14 protein-coding genes are annotated in these 18,341 nt (G+C 62.2%); 5 read left to right on the forward strand and 9 right to left on the reverse strand.

Annotation, left to right across the window (positions count from 1 at the left end; all coding sequences use genetic code 11):
* Positions 1-25: 25 nt before the first annotated feature.
* The 3 genes from AC1Q6X_RS19440 to AC1Q6X_RS19450 form a co-directional block, all read right to left on the reverse strand.
* Positions 26-3,181 (reverse strand): error-prone DNA polymerase, encoded by a 3,156-nt coding sequence (locus AC1Q6X_RS19440; protein WP_492498176.1) that lies wholly within the window; start codon positions 3,179-3,181, stop codon positions 26-28.
* 165 nt (positions 3,182-3,346) lie between these two features.
* A complete protein-coding gene (locus tag AC1Q6X_RS19445) occupies positions 3,347-3,697 on the reverse strand; it encodes an HVO_A0114 family putative DNA-binding protein (protein ID WP_070291776.1) in 351 nt (116 codons plus the stop codon).
* On the reverse strand, positions 3,694-4,059 hold the full coding sequence (locus tag AC1Q6X_RS19450) for a toxin-antitoxin system TumE family protein (RefSeq protein ID WP_099408966.1): 366 nt from the start codon (positions 4,057-4,059) through the stop codon (positions 3,694-3,696). Before AC1Q6X_RS19450 ends, AC1Q6X_RS19445 begins: the two co-directional genes overlap by 4 nt.
* 142 nt (positions 4,060-4,201) lie before the next feature.
* Between AC1Q6X_RS19450 and AC1Q6X_RS19455 the strand changes: the two genes are divergently transcribed.
* Positions 4,202-4,987 carry a PhzF family phenazine biosynthesis protein gene (locus tag AC1Q6X_RS19455; protein ID WP_492498177.1) on the forward strand — a complete coding sequence of 262 codons (786 nt, stop codon included), beginning with the start codon at positions 4,202-4,204 and terminating at the stop codon, positions 4,985-4,987.
* A gap of 177 nt (positions 4,988-5,164) precedes the next feature.
* Positions 5,165-7,567 (forward strand): TonB-dependent receptor plug domain-containing protein, encoded by a 2,403-nt coding sequence (locus tag AC1Q6X_RS19460; RefSeq protein WP_230505695.1) that lies wholly within the window; start codon positions 5,165-5,167, stop codon positions 7,565-7,567.
* Between the two features lie 77 nt (positions 7,568-7,644).
* Here the strand turns inward: AC1Q6X_RS19460 and AC1Q6X_RS19465 are convergent, their stop codons facing one another.
* The gene (locus AC1Q6X_RS19465; RefSeq protein WP_492498178.1) at positions 7,645-8,271 is read right to left on the reverse strand and encodes a hypothetical protein; all 627 of its coding nucleotides are present in this window, start codon (positions 8,269-8,271) and stop codon (positions 7,645-7,647) included.
* A gap of 140 nt (positions 8,272-8,411) precedes the next feature.
* Between AC1Q6X_RS19465 and AC1Q6X_RS19470 the strand changes: the two genes are divergently transcribed.
* From AC1Q6X_RS19470 to AC1Q6X_RS19480, 3 genes are all read left to right on the forward strand, one after another.
* The gene (locus AC1Q6X_RS19470; protein WP_492498179.1) at positions 8,412-10,610 is read left to right on the forward strand and encodes an OsmC domain/YcaO domain-containing protein; all 2,199 of its coding nucleotides are present in this window, start codon (positions 8,412-8,414) and stop codon (positions 10,608-10,610) included.
* A 15-nt stretch (positions 10,611-10,625) separates the two neighbouring features.
* Positions 10,626-11,273, forward strand: a complete 648-nt coding sequence (locus AC1Q6X_RS19475) for a 2-hydroxychromene-2-carboxylate isomerase (protein ID WP_492498180.1) — start codon at positions 10,626-10,628, stop codon at positions 11,271-11,273.
* Positions 11,274-11,430: 157 nt separating this feature from the next.
* The gene (locus AC1Q6X_RS19480; RefSeq protein WP_230505691.1) at positions 11,431-12,681 is read left to right on the forward strand and encodes a hypothetical protein; all 1,251 of its coding nucleotides are present in this window, start codon (positions 11,431-11,433) and stop codon (positions 12,679-12,681) included.
* A 32-nt stretch (positions 12,682-12,713) separates the two neighbouring features.
* Here AC1Q6X_RS19480 and coaD read toward each other — a convergent pair whose 3' ends face one another.
* The 5 genes from coaD to AC1Q6X_RS19505 form a co-directional block, all read right to left on the reverse strand.
* Positions 12,714-13,862: a pantetheine-phosphate adenylyltransferase gene (gene coaD, locus AC1Q6X_RS19485; protein ID WP_492498181.1), complete on the reverse strand. Its 1,149-nt coding sequence runs from the start codon at positions 13,860-13,862 to the stop codon at positions 12,714-12,716.
* Between the two features lie 96 nt (positions 13,863-13,958).
* Entirely contained in the window at positions 13,959-15,290 is a 1,332-nt protein-coding gene (locus tag AC1Q6X_RS19490; RefSeq protein WP_492498256.1) for an ATP-binding protein, read from the reverse strand.
* A 2-nt stretch (positions 15,291-15,292) separates the two neighbouring features.
* On the reverse strand, positions 15,293-15,952 hold the full coding sequence (locus tag AC1Q6X_RS19495; RefSeq protein ID WP_070221454.1) for a response regulator: 660 nt from the start codon (positions 15,950-15,952) through the stop codon (positions 15,293-15,295).
* Positions 15,953-16,025: 73 nt separating this feature from the next.
* Positions 16,026-17,543, reverse strand: a complete 1,518-nt coding sequence (locus tag AC1Q6X_RS19500) for a Do family serine endopeptidase (protein WP_070221472.1) — start codon at positions 17,541-17,543, stop codon at positions 16,026-16,028.
* Positions 17,544-17,790: 247 nt separating this feature from the next.
* Positions 17,791-18,255 carry an Hsp20 family protein gene (locus AC1Q6X_RS19505; protein WP_070221455.1) on the reverse strand — a complete coding sequence of 155 codons (465 nt, stop codon included), beginning with the start codon at positions 18,253-18,255 and terminating at the stop codon, positions 17,791-17,793.
* Between the last annotated feature and the right edge of the window lie 86 nt (positions 18,256-18,341).

The following is an 18,341-nucleotide window of genomic DNA, read 5'->3' on the forward strand; positions in this document are numbered from 1 at the left end:
ATGCCCTCCTCCCCGCCGGCAACTCTCAGCAAAAATCGCGGCTGCTGGTCCGCAAGCGCCCCAGCAAGTGCGACATATCGACCAGGTGCTTGGCCACCAGGTTGCGCACGATGCCCTCCCTTTGCCACACGCCGTACACGCCCAGCAGCGGCGCGCTCAGCACTTCGCGCCGCTGGCTTGCCACCAGGTCGGGCCAGACGATGACGTTGACCGTGCCCGTCTCGTCTTCCAGGGTCATGAAGATGACGCCCTTGGCCGTGCCCGGACGCTGGCGCACGGTGACGATGCCGCAGGCGCGCGCCACTTGCCCGCTCGTGTACGTCATCAGCGTGGACGCCGGCATGAAGCGCTGTTCCAGCAATTGTTTGCGCAGCAGCGCCAGCGGGTGGCGGCCCAGGGTCAGGCCTTGCGCGCGGTAGTCGCTGACGATGCTCTCGCCTTCCGTCGGCGCGGCCAGCACGGGCAAATCTTCCTCTTGCGTGGTATCGCGCAGCAAGTCCCTGTCGGGTACGGCGCCGGCCGCCTGCCACAGCGCTTCGCGCCGGTGCCCGGCCAGCGCATGCAGCGCGTTGCCGGCAGCGAGCACTTGCAAGTCATGGCGGTCCAGGCCGCCACGGCGGGCCAGGTCGGCCACATCGACGAAGGCGGCGATGGCACGCGCATCCTCGATGCGTTGGGCAGCCTGCGCGCGCATGCCGAACAGGCTATTCAAGCCCAGGCGCACGGCCGGTGCATCACGCTGCCCGCCCTGCCCTGCCGGCGCTTCCAGCGCCGCCTCCCAGCCGCTGACGGCCACGTCGACGGGCAGCACCTGCACGCCATGGCGGCGCGCATCCTGCACCAGTTGCGAAGGGCTATAAAAGCCCATGGGCTGGCTGTTGAGCAAGGCGCACAGGAAGGCAGCCGGTTCGTGGCATTTCAGCCAGGAACTGGCGTACGTCAGCAGGGCGAAACTGGCCGCGTGCGACTCCGGAAAACCGTATTCGCCAAAGCCCTCGATCTGGCTGAAGATGGCTTCCGCAAACTTGCGTTCATAATCATTTTTGACCATCGTTTCGACGATGCGTTCCTTGTAATTGTTCATGCCGCCCTTGCGTTTCCAGGCCGCCATGGCGCGCCGCAACTGGTCCGCCTCGCCGGGCGTGAAATCGGCCGCGATGATGGCCACCTGCATCACCTGTTCCTGGAAGATGGGAATACCGAGGGTGCGTCCCAGCGCCTTTTCCAGCCCCTTCGGATACTCGACCGCTTCCTTCTGCTGGCGCCGCTGCAGATACGGATGCACCATGCCGCCCTGGATGGGGCCGGGGCGCACCAGCGCCACCTCGATGACGAGGTCGTAGAATTCACGGGGCCGCAGCCGGGGCAGCATGCTCATCTGCGCGCGCGACTCGATCTGGAATACGCCGATGGTGTCCGCCTGGCACATCATGTCGTAGGTGGCGGGGTCTTCGCGAGGAATATCCTGCAGGCGGAATTCCTCGCCGCGCCGCCCACTAACCAGTTCCAGGGCGCGGCGCAGGGCCGACAGCATGCCCAGCGCCAGCACGTCGACCTTCATCAAGCCCAGTTCTTCCAGGTCGTTCTTGTCCCACTCGATGACGCTGCGCTCGGCCATGCTGGCGTTTTCGATCGGCACCAGGCGCGACAATTTTCCTTGCGCGATGACAAACCCGCCCGGATGCTGCGACAGGTGGCGAGGAAAGCCCAGCAGCTGCTGCGCCAGGCCCGCCCACTGCTGCGACAATGCCGCCTCCGGGTCGAGCCCGCATTCGGCCAGGCGCTCCAGCAGATCGCGCTTGCCGTCGAACCAGCGATGCGCCTTGGCCACCTTTTCCACGATGGCCAGGTCGATCCCCAGCGCCCGGCCGCTGTCGCGCAAGGCGCTTTTGGGCCGGTAGCTGATCACCACGGCCGCCAGCGCGGCCCGCTCGCGCCCATATTTGCCGTAGATATATTGGATGACCTCTTCGCGTCGCTGGTGCTCGAAATCGACGTCGATATCGGGCGGCTCGTTGCGCTCGCGCGACATGAAGCGCCCGACCAGGCAATTGCCGCGCGCCGGGTCCACTTCCGTGATGTGCAGGCAATAGCAGACGGCCGAATTGGCGGCCGAACCCCGGCCCTGGCACAGGATGTTTTGCGAGCGCGCAAAGCGCACGATGTCGTAGACGGTCAAAAAATACGCTTCGTAGGAAAGATCCCGGATCAGCTCCAGCTCCTGCTCGATCTGCTCCTGCACGTTGGCCGGAATACCGAGCGGAAAGCGCATGCGCGCGCCCGCATACGTTTCTTCGCGCAGATACGTCGCCGGCGTGTGGCCGTGCGGCACCAACTCGACGGGATAGTCATAGCGCAGGCTGTCGAGCGAAAACGTGCACAGTTTGGCGATGCGTACGGTTTCCGCCAGCGCTTGCGGCGGATACACATTGGCCAGGCGCAAGCGCGCGCGCAGATGCTGCTCCGCATTTTGCGCCAGCGCATAGCCGCACTCGCCCACGGGTTTGCCCATGCGGATCGCGCACAGGGTGTCGAGCAAGGGCTTGCGCGACCGCACGTGCATGCACACATGGCCGACGGCTGCCACGGACAAGCCCAGCGCCTGCGCCGCCTCCTGCACGGCGCTGCGGTGCGCGTCATCCTGCGCCCGCTGCAGCAGGTTCAGGCCGATCCAGCTGCGCTCGCGGCCAAAGGTGGACGCCATCCACTCACCCTGCGCGCGCACGGTTTCCGCCTCGGCCGCATAGCTGGGCAGCAAGATCATCAGACAGCCGGGCAAGCCCCGCAAATGGGCAAACTCCGCCGCAGGCGCGGTGAAATCATCGGGCGTCAGCAGATAGCGCCCCTTGGCCGCCCGCGTGCGCGCCATGGTGATCAATTCCGACAGATTGCCGTAACCGTCGATATCGCGCACCAGCGCCAGCAGGGACGGCCCCGGACTGCCGTCGGCCTGCGTCAAATGAAAATGCGCGCCGATAATCAGGTGAAAACCGGCCCGCTTGGCCACCGCATGGGCGCGCACGACGCCGGCCAGCGAACACTCGTCAGTAATGGCCAGCGCCTTGTAACCGAGCTGCACGGAGCGCGCCACCAGCTCCTCCGCATGCGAGGCCCCATGCAGGAAGCTGAAATTGCTCAGGCAGTACAACTCAGCATACTCGGGTAAGACGACGCCCCACATGATCTACCTCAATACTGTATATAAACACAGTATAATATACTCATCCTGAGTCAAGTAGCCGGTTTCAGCCGGATAGTGTTCATTTTGATGGGCGCACGGAGCGTCTGCCGGCCCGCGCTAGGCTTTGGCCTGTCGCATGACGGACCACATTGATAGTCCGGCAAATCAGTTAGCAACTATGCGAAACTCCGTCGCTGTGGCTACGGGGCGAACTTGATTTCGCTCCCGTTTCAATTCCACGATGCCGTAATTGGACATTGTTTTCAATGTGCGCGACAGGTTGCTCGGTTTACGGCCCGTTGTTTCAGCCAATGCAGAGATGGATTCCGGTTGTGTTTCCAGAATCACGTGCAACAACGCCCGGTTTTCGTCGCTCAGGACTTCCGCCAGCGATTTGATCGAAGTGAACCAGACCTTGGGCTCATCCGCCTTCGGTTTATATATGCCGCGAGCGATGGCGAGCACGCGTTCGCGGATTTTCTCTTGCGGCATGATGCCAATAAAAATCGGTTTCATTGCTTTTTTATCTCCAGCAAAATGCGGTCCACGTCAGCAAAGAAATCATTGATGAGATGCTGCGCATCCTTGAATTCGTATGGCACTCCCTGATCTGACGGATGCCGGTGTTTATGGTCGAATGCCACGATACGTCCCGCATATTTGAATTTCTTTGGCGGCTTTACCATGTGCGCATTGTCGTAACCGAGGATGCGTTTGCCATACGGTTCGTGCAGCGTCAGCGAGTAGCGTATGCCGTGAGGAATCTCATCCGACACTTCCGTCCGCCTGGCTTCTATCTTGATCCAATAACCCCCATCCTGGTCGAGGATGGAACCATCCAGGTCCAGCAATGTATCGATGGCAGGATCGGTCCTCATGCGGGAAGTATATCATCTGCTGATATGTCACTTCCACGAAAGCGTCAATAGGCGCAGCCTTTGACTCCATCCAGCCAAGACATCGCGAAGCTTTGCACTTATTTTCGTTTATGCTGATGTTTTATCTTGCCCATCGACCGCCATGATCATTCACTTATTAAAATGTTTCGGCACCGTACCCGGCGGCGGCAATGCGGCACTGGTCGTGGAAAACGACGGCAGCAGCGAAACGGCGCGCCAGACCTTCGCGCGCGAACGCCAGGTCAGCGCCTGCGTCTTCCTCGACCGGCAGGCGGACGGTGCCATCGTGCTCGACTATTTTTATCCGCACACGCGCAGTCCCTTGTGCCTGCACGCTACCCTGGCGGCCGCGCACGTGCTGCTGACGGCGCCCGGCGCGCCGGCGGCGCTGACGGTGAGCACGGCCATGCGCGGGCAAGCCTTGCAGCTGGTGCGCCGCGCGGAAGGGATATTCATCGGCTTGACATCGCAGCCGGCACCGGCCGTCTTGCTGGAAACATATGTGCCGTCGGAACTGATGGGCCAGCACATGCACTTGCTGTCGCCGCCCGTGATCGCGTCCGTCGGCAGCCCGAAGCTGCTGCTGGAAGTGGCCGACCGCACCACCCTGCGCGCGCTGCGGCCTAACCTGGAACTGATCGCCGACTGGAGCGCCTTGCATCAGGTCAGCGGCTGCTATGCGTATTGCCGCACGGGCGAGCATGAATATGAAGGGCGCAACTTCAACCACCGCGATCCGGCGCTGGAAGACAGCGCCACGGGCGTGGCGGCGGGCGCGCTGTCAGCGCACCGACAACAGTCGCTGCGTCTGCATCAGGGCCACGTGACGCAGCAGCCGTGTCTGATCGAGGTGCAATACAGCACGCAGGCAATCTGGGTGGGCGGCATGGTGCAACGCAGCACCTGAACGGGGCATCGCGCACCAGTACAAGGCAAGCCCGGCAGCGGCCAAAAGAGAATCAACCAGGAAACAACAGTTACAGCAAATTTGTAATAACAAAACAAAGTATCGCTGGTGAATGCTGAAATGATGGCACTAGAATCAAGTCACGAATCTTGCTCATCAGCCACTTGGAGATACTGCGTGCCGACCCTCACCACCTTGCGTAAAGCCATCCTCATCAGCCTGTACGGCAGCGCCGCCCTGGCCGCCTTCAGTCCCGCCGCCATGGCCCAGTCCACGGAAGCGGCCGCCACGGATGGTCCCGTGCAAACGGTCAGCGTGGTCGGCTCGCGCCGGGTCGCCAGCTCCTCCACCGATACGATGGTGCCGGTCGATATCATTCCGATTTCCAAGGTGGCCGAGCAAGGCGGCCAATTCGACCTGGCGCAATCGCTGCAATACATCTCGCCCTCGTTCAACTCCACGCGCCAGACGGGCGCCGACGGGGCCGACCTGATCGATTCGGCCGCCCTGCGCGGCCTCGGTTCCGACCAGACCCTGGTGCTGGTGAATGGCAAGCGGCGCCACACGACGGCCCTGGTCAACCTGTTTGGCGCGCGCAACCGCGGCAACACGGGCACGGACATGAATGCGATTCCTTTGCTGGCGATCAAGAACGTGCAAGTGCTGCGCGACGGCGCCGCCGCCCAGTATGGCTCGGACGCCATTGCCGGCGTGATCGACATCGAACTGAAGAAAAGCCTGGGCTGCGAAGCGGTGGCCGGCTACAGCCAGTATTCCGAAGGCGACGGCAAGAATTACATGACGTCCGCCTACTGCGGCATCGCGCTGGGCGACAAGGGCACGCTTGCCATCACGGGCGAATACCTGGACCGGGGCCGCTCGAACCGGGCCGACGCGGACAGCATGCGCATCATCGGCGACACCAAGTCCAGGAACAAGACCCTGTACGTCAATGGCGACTACGCCACCAGCGGCACGGGCAAGCTGTACTTCACGGCCGGCGCGCAGACGCGCGACGCGTCCAGCGCCGCGTTCGGCCGGGGCGGCATCGGCAGCGACGACATCCCTGCGCGCAATTCGGCCGCCATGTACCCGGACGGTTTCGTACCGTTCATTAACGGCAAGATCGACGACCAGTACGCCACCATCGGCCACCGCAGCCAGATCGGCGAATGGCATGCGGACTTTTCGCAAACCTATGGCTACAACAAGATGCGCTACGACATCAGCCATACCCTGAACGCCTCGATCGCCAACCTCGACCTGATGAACGGCGGCAAGGGCGTCAGCGCCAGCAACTTTGACGCGGGCGGCTTCTCGTTCCAGCAGCTGACCAGCAACGCCGATTTCAGCCGCTACTACGATACGGTGATGAGCGGCATGAACGTGGCCTTCGGCGCCGAGTACCGCAGCGAGGAATACAAGATCATGGCCGGCGAACCGGGCTCCTACATCGACGCCGACGGCGTGGGCGTGGGCGGCAACGGCCGTAGCCAGGGCTTTCCCGGCTTCCAGCCCAGCGATGCCACCAAGGCCAGACGCCACAGCATCGCCGCGTATGGCGACGTGGAACTGGACTGGACGGAACGTCTGAAAACCCAGGCCGCCCTGCGCTACGAAAAATTCAGCGATTTCGGTTCCACCGTGACGGGTAAGCTGGCCGCCAGCTACAAAGTGGCGCCCAACGTGCTGCTGCGCGGCTCGGCCAGCACGGGCTTCCGCGCGCCGTCGCTGCAGCAAGTGTATTTCTCGTCCACCTTTACCGACTTCGTCAGCGGCGTCGCCACCGACGTGGTGCTGGCGCCGAACGGCGGCGCCGTCGCCAACGCGGCCGGCATTCCCAAGCTGAAAGAGGAAAAATCCACCAGCTTTACGTTTGGCGCTACCTGGACGCCGACGCAGGCCATTTCCGTGACGGCCGACTTGTACAATATCAAGATCAAGGACCGCATCGTGCTGTCGGGCCGCTTCAATGCCGGTAACTATCCTGACCTGGCCGCGCGCCTGGCCCTGCTGGGCGTGACGGAAGCGCAATTTTTCGTCAATTCCGTCGACACGCGCACGCGCGGGCTGGACCTGACGGCCTCGCACAAGGGAGAATTCGCCGGCAACCGCCTGAACACCTTCCTGGCCTTGAATTTGAGCAAAACGGAAGTGACGAAAGTCAAGACGCCCGCCTCGCTGACGGGCTTTGAAGACGTGCTGCTGTCCGAGCGCGAACGCCTGTTCATCGAACAGGGCGGCCCGCGCGCGAAAGCCACCCTGGGCTTCGACTACATCACGGGCAAGCTGGAATCGGACTTGCGCATCATTTATTTTGGCCCGCAAACCCTGGGCACCTTCAGCGGCACGGCCGAGGGCGTACCGAACGCCCGCTACGCGGCCAAGACCTCGGCCGACCTGAGCTTCACCTACAGCATCAACAAAAATACCAAGCTGACCTTTGGCGGCAACAACATCTTCAACGTCAAGCCGACCACGCAAAACGCGGACGAGACGGACAACGGCTTCAAATACGACAGCGTGCAATTCGGCCTGAACGGCGCCTCGTATTTCGGCCGGCTGTGGGTGAAGTTCTGATCACCGTGTCCACCTGAAACAACAGCGGCTGCGCCGGCATGGGCAGCCGCTGTTGTTTTATGCCGGCATCCATACACTCACGTCCAGCCGGGATTGTCGCTTGACTTGAAATGATGAAACAGTGACTCGTAAGGCCAGCCGTCTTCGGCCACGACACTGCAATCGGTGGCATGTACGCAGTCATGCAGCAATCTGACTGGATCAGCAATGGCCGGAACAAGTAAAGAGTCTGCTATCCTTTTCCTGGCAGCAGGAAATTCGGCGTATTCCTCTGCAAAGTCCTGTTCGCTGAACCGAGCGGTCCGGCGCATCTCTTGCAAGTTGCCACGATCTGAAAACTTGAGCAGGTCGCGCCAGTATGGCAGCGCCAGCATCATGGCAATCAGCTCCGTGAGATTGGCGGCGATACGGCCGGCATGGCCCTCGGAGCTGACATATAGGACCGGGCGTCGTTCGATCTCGCCCTCCCCGTAGGCAAGAAAAACACCACCGCTGCTTTCACCGGCCAGTACCATGAAAGACTTTTCTGGCAGCAACTTGATCCAGGAGCTGTCCCGCGCAGCACGGCCAAGGTCAAAATCGCACTGCGATGCGAGCTCGTCCATCACAGTTTGCGATTTTTTTATATCAGCAAGAATAATCATAATAGAGAGACAACCTTCAGTGCGATAGGTGAAAAGCAATGGACTACCAGCCTGCTGCATAAGGGAACATACCCCTTGCCTGCCCTGCCGGCCTGGTCCAGCGGCGAACGGCCAGCACGGCCGCAGTGAACAATCTTTGTCCCGCGGCGGAAAGCAAGGATAATAGCGCCTAACTCATAAGCACAGTATTGGATTACCTCATGGAAATTAAAGTCAACTTTCTCGACAAGCTGCGTCTCGAAGCCAAGTTCGACGATTTTACGGTCATCGCCGACCAGCCCATCCGCTACAAGGGCGATGGCTCGGCGCCCGGCCCGTTCGATTACTTTTTGGCATCATCGGCACTGTGCGCGGCCTACTTCGTGAAGTTGTATTGCGATACGCGCAATATTTCCACGGAAAATATCCGCCTGTCGCAAAACAATATCGTCGATCCGGAAAACCGCTACCAGCAGATTTTCAAGATCCAGGTCGAGCTGCCGGCCGATATTTCGGCCAAGGACCGCCAGGGCATCCTGCGCTCGATCGACCGTTGCACGGTGAAAAAAGTAGTGCAAACGGGTCCAGAGTTCGTCATTGAAGAAGTGGAAAACCTGGACGCCGATGCCCAGGCCTTGCTGGCCCTGAATCCCGCGCCGGGCGCTAGCACCTATATCGTCGGCAAGGATTTGCCGCTGGAACAGACCATCGCCAATATGTCGGGCTTGCTGGCGGGCCTGGGCATCAAGATTGAAATCGCCTCGTGGCGCAACATCATTCCGAACGTGTGGTCGCTGCATATCCGCGATGCGCATTCTCCCATGTGCTTTACCAACGGCAAGGGCGCAACCAAGGAAAGCGCGCTGGCGTCGGCCCTGGGCGAGTATATCGAGCGCCTCAGCAACAACCATTTCTACGCGGGGTCGTTCTGGGGCAACGACATCGCCAACGCGGATTTTGTCCATTATCCGAACGAGCGCTGGTTCAAGCCGGGCCGCAAGGATACGCTGCCGAAGGAAATCCTCGATGCGTACACCCTGGGCATCTACGCCCCCGATGGCGAGCTGCGCGGCTCGCACCTGATCGACACCAATTCCGGCAATGCCGAGCGCGGCATCTGCTCGCTGCCGTATGTGCGCCATTCCGACGGCGAGGTCGTGTATTTCCCGTCGAACCTGATCGAAAATCTATATGTCAGCAATGGCATGAGCGCCGGCAATACTTTGGTCGAAGCCCAGGTGCAATGTCTGTCGGAAATTTTCGAACGGGCCGTCAAGCGCGAAATCATCGAAGGCGAGATCGCCCTGCCCGACGTGCCGCAGGAAGTGCTGGCGAAATATCCGGGCATCCTGGCGGGCATACAGGGGCTGGAAGAACAGGGTTTCCCCGTGCTGGTGAAAGATGCGTCGCTGGGCGGCGTGTACCCGGTGATGTGCGTCACTCTGATGAACCCGCGCACGGGCGGCGTGTTTGCCTCGTTCGGTGCGCACCCGAGCCTGGAAGTGGCGCTCGAGCGCAGCCTGACGGAATTGCTGCAGGGCCGCAGCTTCGAAGGCTTGAACGACTTGCCGCAGCCGACGTTTGCCAGCGAAGCCGTCACCGAGCCGAACAACTTCGTCGAACACTTCATCGATTCGAGCGGCATCGTCTCGTGGCGCTTTTTCAGCGCCAAGGCCGATTACGATTTTGTCGAGTGGGATTTTTCCGGCCACGGCGAAAACTCGAATGCCGAGGAAGCGGCGACCCTGTTCGGCATCCTCGCCGGCATGGGCAAGGAAGTGTACACGGCCGTGTATGACCAGCTGGGCGCCACCGCCTGCCGCATCCTCGTGCCCGGTTATTCGGAAGTGTATCCGGTGGAAGACTTAATCTGGGACAACACCAACAAGGCGCTGCTGTTCCGCGCCGACATCCTGAACCTGCATCAGCTGGACGATGCCAGCCTGGAAGACTTGCTCGACCGGCTGGAAAACAGCGAGCTCGACGAGTACGGCGACATCGCCACCCTGATCGGCATCGAGTTTGACGAAAACACGGTGTGGGGCCAGCTGACGACCCTGGAATTGAAGCTGCTGATTCATCTCGCCTTGCAGCAATTCGAGGAAGCAAAAGAGCTGGTGGAAACCTTCCTGCAGTACAACGACAACACGCTCGAGCGCAAACTGTTCTATCAAGCCTTGAACGTGGTGCTGGAAGTGGAACTCGATGACGAACTGGAGCTGGACGACTACGTCGTCAATTTCCGCCGCATGTTTGGCAACGAACGCATGGACGCGGTGCTGGGCTCGGTAGATGGCAGCGTGCGCTTCTTCGGCCTGACCCCGACCAGCATGCAGCTGGAAGGCCTCGACAGGCACCAGCGCCTGATCGACAGCTTCAAGAAACTGCACGCGGCGCGCGCCAAGGCGGCTGCGGCCTGACCCAGGAGCGATACCATGGCGGCACTGGAATTCTGGTTCGATTTCGGCAGCAACTACAGCTACCTGAGCGCCATGCGCATCGAAGCGCTGGCGCGTGAAAAGCAGGTCCCTGTGATCTGGAAACCCTTCCTGCTGGGCGTCGTCTTCAAGGCGCTGGGCTGGGAGACGTCGCCCTTCATCCTGCAAAAACTCAAGGGCGATTACATGTGGCGCGACATGGCGCGCCAGTGCGAAAAGTACGGCTTGCCATGGCGGCAACCGGGCACCTTCCCCCGCACGGCCCTGCTGCCCATGCGCGTGGCGCTGATCGGCGCGGACCAGGGATGGATTGCGCCCTTCGCGCGCAGCATGATGATGATGAATTTTGCCGCGGACCGCGATATCGACAACATCGAGGCCGTCAGCGAGGCTTTGCAGGAACTGGGCCTCGATGCACGCGCCATCCTGGCGCTGGCTTTAACGCAGGACAACAAGCTGCGCCTGCGCCGCCAGACCGAGCAGGCACAAGCGCTCAAGCTGTTCGGCGCCCCTAGCTTCATCAGTGACGGTGAACTGTTCTGGGGCAACGACCGGCTCGACGATGCGCTGCAGCATGCGGCGGGCATACGGGCAGGCGGTAGCGCCGGCTTGGTCGCTTCCCTCTACTCGCTGGGCCAGCAATAGACGCTGTACGCCAGGGCGGCCTTGGGCGAGCTTGCCCTGGCCGCAATCGGCTCCTGCATCCTGATCGGCAAACCCAGGGCGGAATCAATCCCTTACGGTGAACTTTCACCGGAGTGCGATGACAAACCATATTCCGATGACAACCTGGAGCATACCCATGGACAAGGAACTGAGCAAACAAATCATCGCGGCGGCCAATAGCGATGCACTGCTGCACGCAGCCCAGCAGCGCGCGGCTGCGGAGCTTGGGCTGAAAAACGCACAGCCGCCGCTGGAGAAAGGTTGCGCGGCAACATTGAGCGCACTGCTGATCTCTGCAGGCGTGGATATCCCCCTCACCTTGGGCGCGGGACACCTGGCGCAACGCCTGGGCGGCAGCGGCAGTCAATCGCGCCGCTGGCAGCGCATCGGCGTAGGAGAGCAGCAGGCCGGCGATGTCGGCGTCACGTATGACCTGAAGAAGCCGCCTGGCGCCGACCACATCTACCTCGTGGCGGAACGCCTCGACGCCGATGCCATGCGCATCGCCGACAACCAGCAGGCGCAGACCCATACACGCTATGCCTCAGGCAAGGACAAAACACGCACCGAGTATTTCCTGCGCCCCAGCGATCCAGACATCGCCACCGCCCCGCTGACGGCACCGGCCTTGCCGCTGCCAGCTGATGTGCCCGCCCAATTGCCGGCCCAGTTACAAGCAACAATACTGGACATTGCAGCCCATTCCGAACTGGCACGTTACGACTGGCCCGAGCGCGGCATCGCGCCGGCAGGCTACATCAAGGGCATGGCCCTGGCATTTACCAAGGCATACCACAACTGGCAAGAAAACGATGCCACGGCCGTGGCAATGGCCGCGGCCGCACATGGCAACGACAACGACGATGCGCTGGACTGGTATGGCGGACAATTCGCGGCCTTGGGGATGCGGAATGACAAGGATGGCGCCGATACCCTGCGGCACTTATATGTGCTCCTGACCGGCCTGGGCATGCGCGAAAGTTCAGGCCGCTATTGCGAAGGCCGCGACAAGAGCGCCAAGAATACGGCAGCCAGCACGGCCGAGGCGGGACTGTTCCAATCCAGCTATAACCTGATCGGGCACTCGCGGCTGATGCGCCAGCTATACGCGTCGTACACCAACTCCACGGAACTACTATCGGTTTTCCAGGAAGGCGTGCATCGCAGGCCCGGCGATCTGGAAAATCATGGCGTGGAAAAGGATGGCCTGGCGTTCCAGCAACTATCCAAATCCTGCCCCGCCTTCGCCGTCGAACTGGCGGCCCTGGGACTCAGGCAGAATCGCCACCATTGGGGGCCCATCAACAACCGGGAGGCGGAACTGCGCCTCGAATGCGACTGGATGCTGCTGCAGGTACAACATGCGGTGAAGCGATCCACGCAATAGACGCGGGCGGCGGCAAACGCCCGCGCATCGGATCAGCCGCCCGCCAGCGCTGCGATCTCTTTCTGCATGTTGTCAATCGCCCGCTCGTTGTACTGGTCGGCGAAATACGCATCGCCAAACAGCTGGCCCGCCTGTGCCTTGGCGCACAGATGCTGCAGGGCCAGGCCCCGCTGTTCGTTGAAACGCGCGGGGTCCACGTGCGCGTATTCTCTTCCGATGGCTTGCGTGTAGGCTTGATACACTTCTTCATCTTGCCCGAGGATGGCCAGGTCGGCGCTGAGCATGGCGTCTTTCAACGCGTGGCTGATGCCGGGGCCCTGGAAATGGTCGGTGGCGCGTATCAATTGCGCTACATCCTGATTATCGCCCGCATCGAGGCCGCTGGCCAGCCACAGCTGGGCACTCGCCTCTTCGCTCGAATACAGGGTATCGTCGTCGTGGCTGTAGACGGCATCGTGGAACCAGAACGCCTTCTTGACCAGCGCGCTGTCGCGCTTGGGCGCATAGGTGTTGTCGGCCCACACGCGGATTTCGGACAGGCCGTGCACCAGATGGTCGAGGTTGTGATAGTGGCGGTCCGCGCCGCCATACGCCTGCGGTCCCGTCAGGTGCGCGAACCAGTGGTCAAACAGGGCGATGTCCGCTTGCGAGGCGGTCGCGTAGTGCCACAACGCTTCCCACTCCTTGCGCAGGCAGTCGAGTATCCATGCCTGGTAGGCCGGACCGGGAACGAATTTCTTCATGGTCCAGTTCCAGCCGACAGGCCCTTCCAGCGCCTTGACGAAGCTGGAACTGACGGAGCCGAGGTCGCGCGGCGGCATGACGAAGATCGTCTTGGCGCCCTGCAACACGTCCACATTGGTTTGCTGGATCAGGTTTTCATAGTCGAAATCAGCCGTCGTGCGGATGCCGCGGATCAGGTAGTCGCAGCCGTGCTTTTTCGCCGCGCGCGCCGTGTAGTCGCCCTTGACGATAACCACCTGCACATTGTCCCAGCCGCACTCGCGCGCGCTCTGTTCGATGATGCGCTTGCGGTCTTCGGCGGGAAATTGGGGACGCTTGGCGGGGTTTTGCGACAGGAACACGATCACCTCGTCGGCGAGCGAACGCGCTTCGCCGATCACCCACATGTGGCCGTTGGTGATGGGGTCGAGGGTTCCTGAAAATCCGATTCTCTGCATGCTGCGCTCCGTGGTCTGGTTCTGCTTGTTTCGCAGACAATATAGGGCCACGGCGCGCGCGTCAATGCAACATGCCAAAGATGACGATTAAAACGCTCATTTCACGGCTTGCGGGAATTCCACGCGCACGCACAGGCCGCCCAGGCGCTCGGATTTATCGAGCACCAGACGCGCGCCATGGCGCTCGGCGATGGCCTTGATGATGGCCAGCCCCAGGCCGCTGCCGTTGGCGTCCGTGCCGGGCACGCGGTAGAAGCGGCTGAAGACGCGCTCGCGCTCTTCGGGCGGGATGCCGGGGCCGCTGTCTTCCACCGATAACGTCACGCCGACGGGGCTGGCGCGCAGGTCGATGTCGACAGTGCCGCCCTGCGGCGTGTACTTAATGGCGTTGTCGACAAGATTGCGCAGCATGATGTTGAGCGCATCGGCCTGTCCGGCCACCTTGGCCGCATCCATGTGGTGCAGGCCCAGATCGATCTTGCGTGCCTGCGCGATGCCGGCCATGTCGCCCAGCGCGCGCTTGACGACGTCGTTCAAGTCCACGACCTGCAGCTGGTCGCCGCTGGCGGCGCTCGCTTCCTGGCGCGCCAGCACCAGCAGCTGCTCGACCAGGCGCGTGGCCCGCTCGATGCCGGCGCTCACGCGGCTGATCGCCAGGCTGCGCTTTTCTGCCGATTCGGCCCGTTCCAGGCTCAATACCTGCAGTTTCAATGCCGCCAGCGGCGTGCGCAATTCATGCGCGGCATCGGCGACGAAATGCTGCTGTGCGTCGAACGCCGTCTTGACACGGCCGAACAAAAGATTGAGTTCATGCACCAGGGGCCGCACTTCGTCGGGCAAGCCCGCTTCCGATACGGGAGATAAATCGTCCGCCTGGCGCGCCGCCACCTGCTTGCGCACGCGCGAGACGGGTGCCAGCGAACCGCTGACGACCCACCAGACGACGAGCATCAAGATAGGCGCCATCAGGGCGATGGGCCCCACCGTGCGCAGCGCCAGGCTGCCGGCCATGCGCTTGCGCACGGCCATGTCCTGGGCGATCTGCACGGTCTGGGAACTGGTTTGCACGGAAAAGATGCGGTAAGTCGTGCCGTTGGCTTTCACGTTGGAAAAGCCCAGCACGGCGCGCTGCGGCAATTCCGCGCGCGTGATCGAGCGGAACACCTGCACGCCGTCCGGCGTCCACACCTGCACCACCATGTCGTTGTTGACAGGGTCGGCCGGCAAGGCTTGCGCGTGGTTGGCCAGCGGCGCGCCGGAGCGCAGCGACAGGGCCATCTGCTGCATGTGATAGTCGAAAATCTGGTCGGCGTCGTACAGGGCGCTGCGGTAGGCGATCGACGCCTGCGCCAGGGCCGCCATGATGATGGCCGCCAGCAAAAACCACAGCAGGCGGCCGCGCAGCGAGTGCGTCACCGTAACCTTCATCCTCATGCTTTGGGCACCATGTAGCCGAGGCCGCGCACGTTCTGGATCAAGTCGCTGCCCAGCTTCTTGCGCAAGCCGTGGATATACACTTCCACGGCATTGCTGTTGACTTCATCCTTCCAGCTGTACAGTTTTTCTTCCAGCTGCGCGCGCGACAGCACGATGCCGGGGCGCGCGATCAACGCTTCCAGCACGGCCCATTCGCGCGCCGACAGGTTCACGGGATGGCCCTCGGCGATCACTTCGCGCGTCAGCGGATTGATGGAGACGCCCTGGTGCTCGAAGACCGGTTCCGGCCGTCCCGAGGCGCGCCGCAGCAGGGCGCGGATGCGCGCCAGCAATTCGTCAAGGTCATACGGTTTTAATACGTAATCGTCGGCGCCCGCGTCGAGGCCGGCGATGCGCTGCTCGACGGCGTCGCGCGCCGTGGCGACCAGCACGGGCGTGTCGAGCTTGCGCAAGCGCATCGAGCGCAGCACGTCGAGACCGTCCTTGCGCGGCAAGCCCAGGTCCAGCAGCACCAGGTCATAGGTCTGCGTCTGCAGGGCCGTATCGGCCATGTCGCCATCCTTGACCCAGTCCACCGCGTAATGCTCGGCGCGCAGCAAGTCGAGCACCACCTCGCCGATCATCGTGTCGTCTTCTACCAGCAATAGCCGCATGGCCGCTCCTTTTTTATTTATTTGCCCCATAGCGGAAGGCTGGGGTCAGACCCGGCGGGTCTGACCCCGGTATTTACCCCAGCCGCACGGGGATGAATATCTTGTCCGGTCCCCGCTGTATCAGCAAGGCCACCGACTTGGCGGATTTCTCCACCACGTCGCGCACCTGCTCGACCGTGTTGACGGGGCGGCCATTGACCGACAATAGCACGTCGCCCGGCTGCACTCCGGCATTCGCGGCGGCACCGCCCGCGTCTTCCACCAGCAGGCCGGCGCTGATGCCCGCCTCGCGTTTTTCATCCGATTGTAACGGACGCAGGGCCAGGCCCAGCTTTACCTTGCCGGCGGCGCTGTCGCTCTTGGCCACTTCGGCCACCTTGTCGGCCGCATTGCCCAGGGTTGCCGTCAGGCTGACGATCTTGCCGTCACGCCAGACATCCATGGTGATCTTGTCGCCTGGCAAGGACGTGCCCACCAGCGCCGGCAAGTCGGCCGAGCCGATGATGCGCTGGCCATTCACCTTGCGCACGACGTCGCCCGATTTCAGGCCCGCCTTGTCGGCCGGGCTGCCCCGCTCGACGTTGGCCACCAGCGCGCCTTCCGGCGTGGCCAGCTTGAACGAGTCGGCAAAGCCCTGGTTGACTTCCTGCACCGTCACGCCCAGCTTGGCATGGCTGGCCTTGCCCGTGGCGACGATCTGGTCCTTGATGCGGCCGGCCAGGTCGATCGGGATGGCGAACGACAAGCCCTGGAAGCCGCCCGTCTGGCTGTAGATCTGCGAATTGATGCCGACCACTTCGCCGCGCGTATTGAACAGCGGACCGCCCGAGTTGCCGGGGTTGACCGCCACGTCCGTCTGGATGAACGGCACATTGCTGTCGTCGGGCAGGGAACGGCCCTTGGCGCTGACGACGCCGGCCGTCACCGTGCTGTCGAAACCGTATGGCGAACCGATGGCCAGCACCCACTCTCCCACTTTCAGGTCGCTCGAATGGCCGAGCGGCACGACGGGCAGGTTGTTGGCATCGATCTTCAGCACGGCGATATCGGTCTTCGGATCGGTACCGAGCACCTTGGCGCGGAATTCGCGGCGGTCGTTGAGCTTGACGGTCACTTCGCGCGCATCGCGCACCACGTGGGCGTTGGTCATGATGACGCCGTCGGGGCTGACGATGAAGCCCGAACCGAGGCCGTGCGTGGGCACGTCGCGCCCGCCCCGCTGTCCGCCTTGCGGGCCCTGGAAGCGGCGGAAGAATTCGAAGAAGGGGTCGTTGCCGAAGTCGTCGTTGCCGGCCTGGGCCGATGGGTCGTAGGCCACCTTGGTGCTGCCCGTGACGCTGATATTGACGACGGCCGGGCTGTTGCGCGCGGCGATCTGGCTAAAATCGGGCAAGGCCACCAGCGGCGCGCTGGCTGCAGGCGCCACGGCGGCAGCCACGGGGGCGGCGGGGGCGCCAGCGGCGGCGGCATTCGCGCCGGCATTGTTCTGATGCACCACCATGGCGCCGCCGGCGCCCAGCACACCGATCGCGGCCAGCGCGGCTACGGTGCGTTTGATTTTCAGGGATGCGGTATTCGTTTGCTGTTCCATGAATTGCTCCTCATTCAATGAGATTTTGATGTATGCAATATTGGGCCACGAGTCTTAGGCGGTGCTTAACATTTTTCCATTTGGAAACAGGCATTTGCGCCTTTAAGCAGGGTTTAATCTTGCGTGCCGCATGACAATCAATGGAAGCCCGAACGGGCTCCGGACGTGACACTGGCCGGATCAACCGGCCAGTATTTTACTGCATGAGAGAAGCTAGCCCGGGCGCCCTAGGGGCGCCGCGATCAGATCAGGCTGCCTGGCGCTGTTCCAGCACACTGACGGTATCGCTGCCGGTGCCGGTACCGATCTCGATCTTGCGCGGTTTCAGCGCTTCCGGCACTTCGCGCACCAGGTCGATGGTCAGCATGCCGTTTTCAAACGTGGCGCCCGTGACCTTCACGTGGTTGGCCAGCTGGAAACGCTGTTCGAAATCGCGGGCAGCGATGCCGCGGTGCAAGAACGTGCGCTCGACGCCATCTTTCTGCTTGCGGCCCGTGACGTGCAGCGAGTCGCGTTCGGTGATGATGTCGATCTCTTCGCGCGAGAAGCCGGCCAATGCCATCACGATACGGTATTTATCTTCCGACACCAGTTCGATGTTGTAAGGCGGATAGCTCGGTTGCGCATCGGCGCGCTGTTCGTTGAGCAGCTGTGCCAGGCGGTCAAAGCCGATGGCGGAACGATACAGAGGAGCAAGGTCAAAAGTACGCATGATAAATATCCTTTTCAAATGAAGCGATAAGAGGGGCGGACCTCACCATGAGCATCCGCCTGTTACCGATATACGGCCTCTCCACT

The sequence above is a fragment of the Janthinobacterium sp. GW823-FHT06H09 genome, from assembly GCF_058794735.1.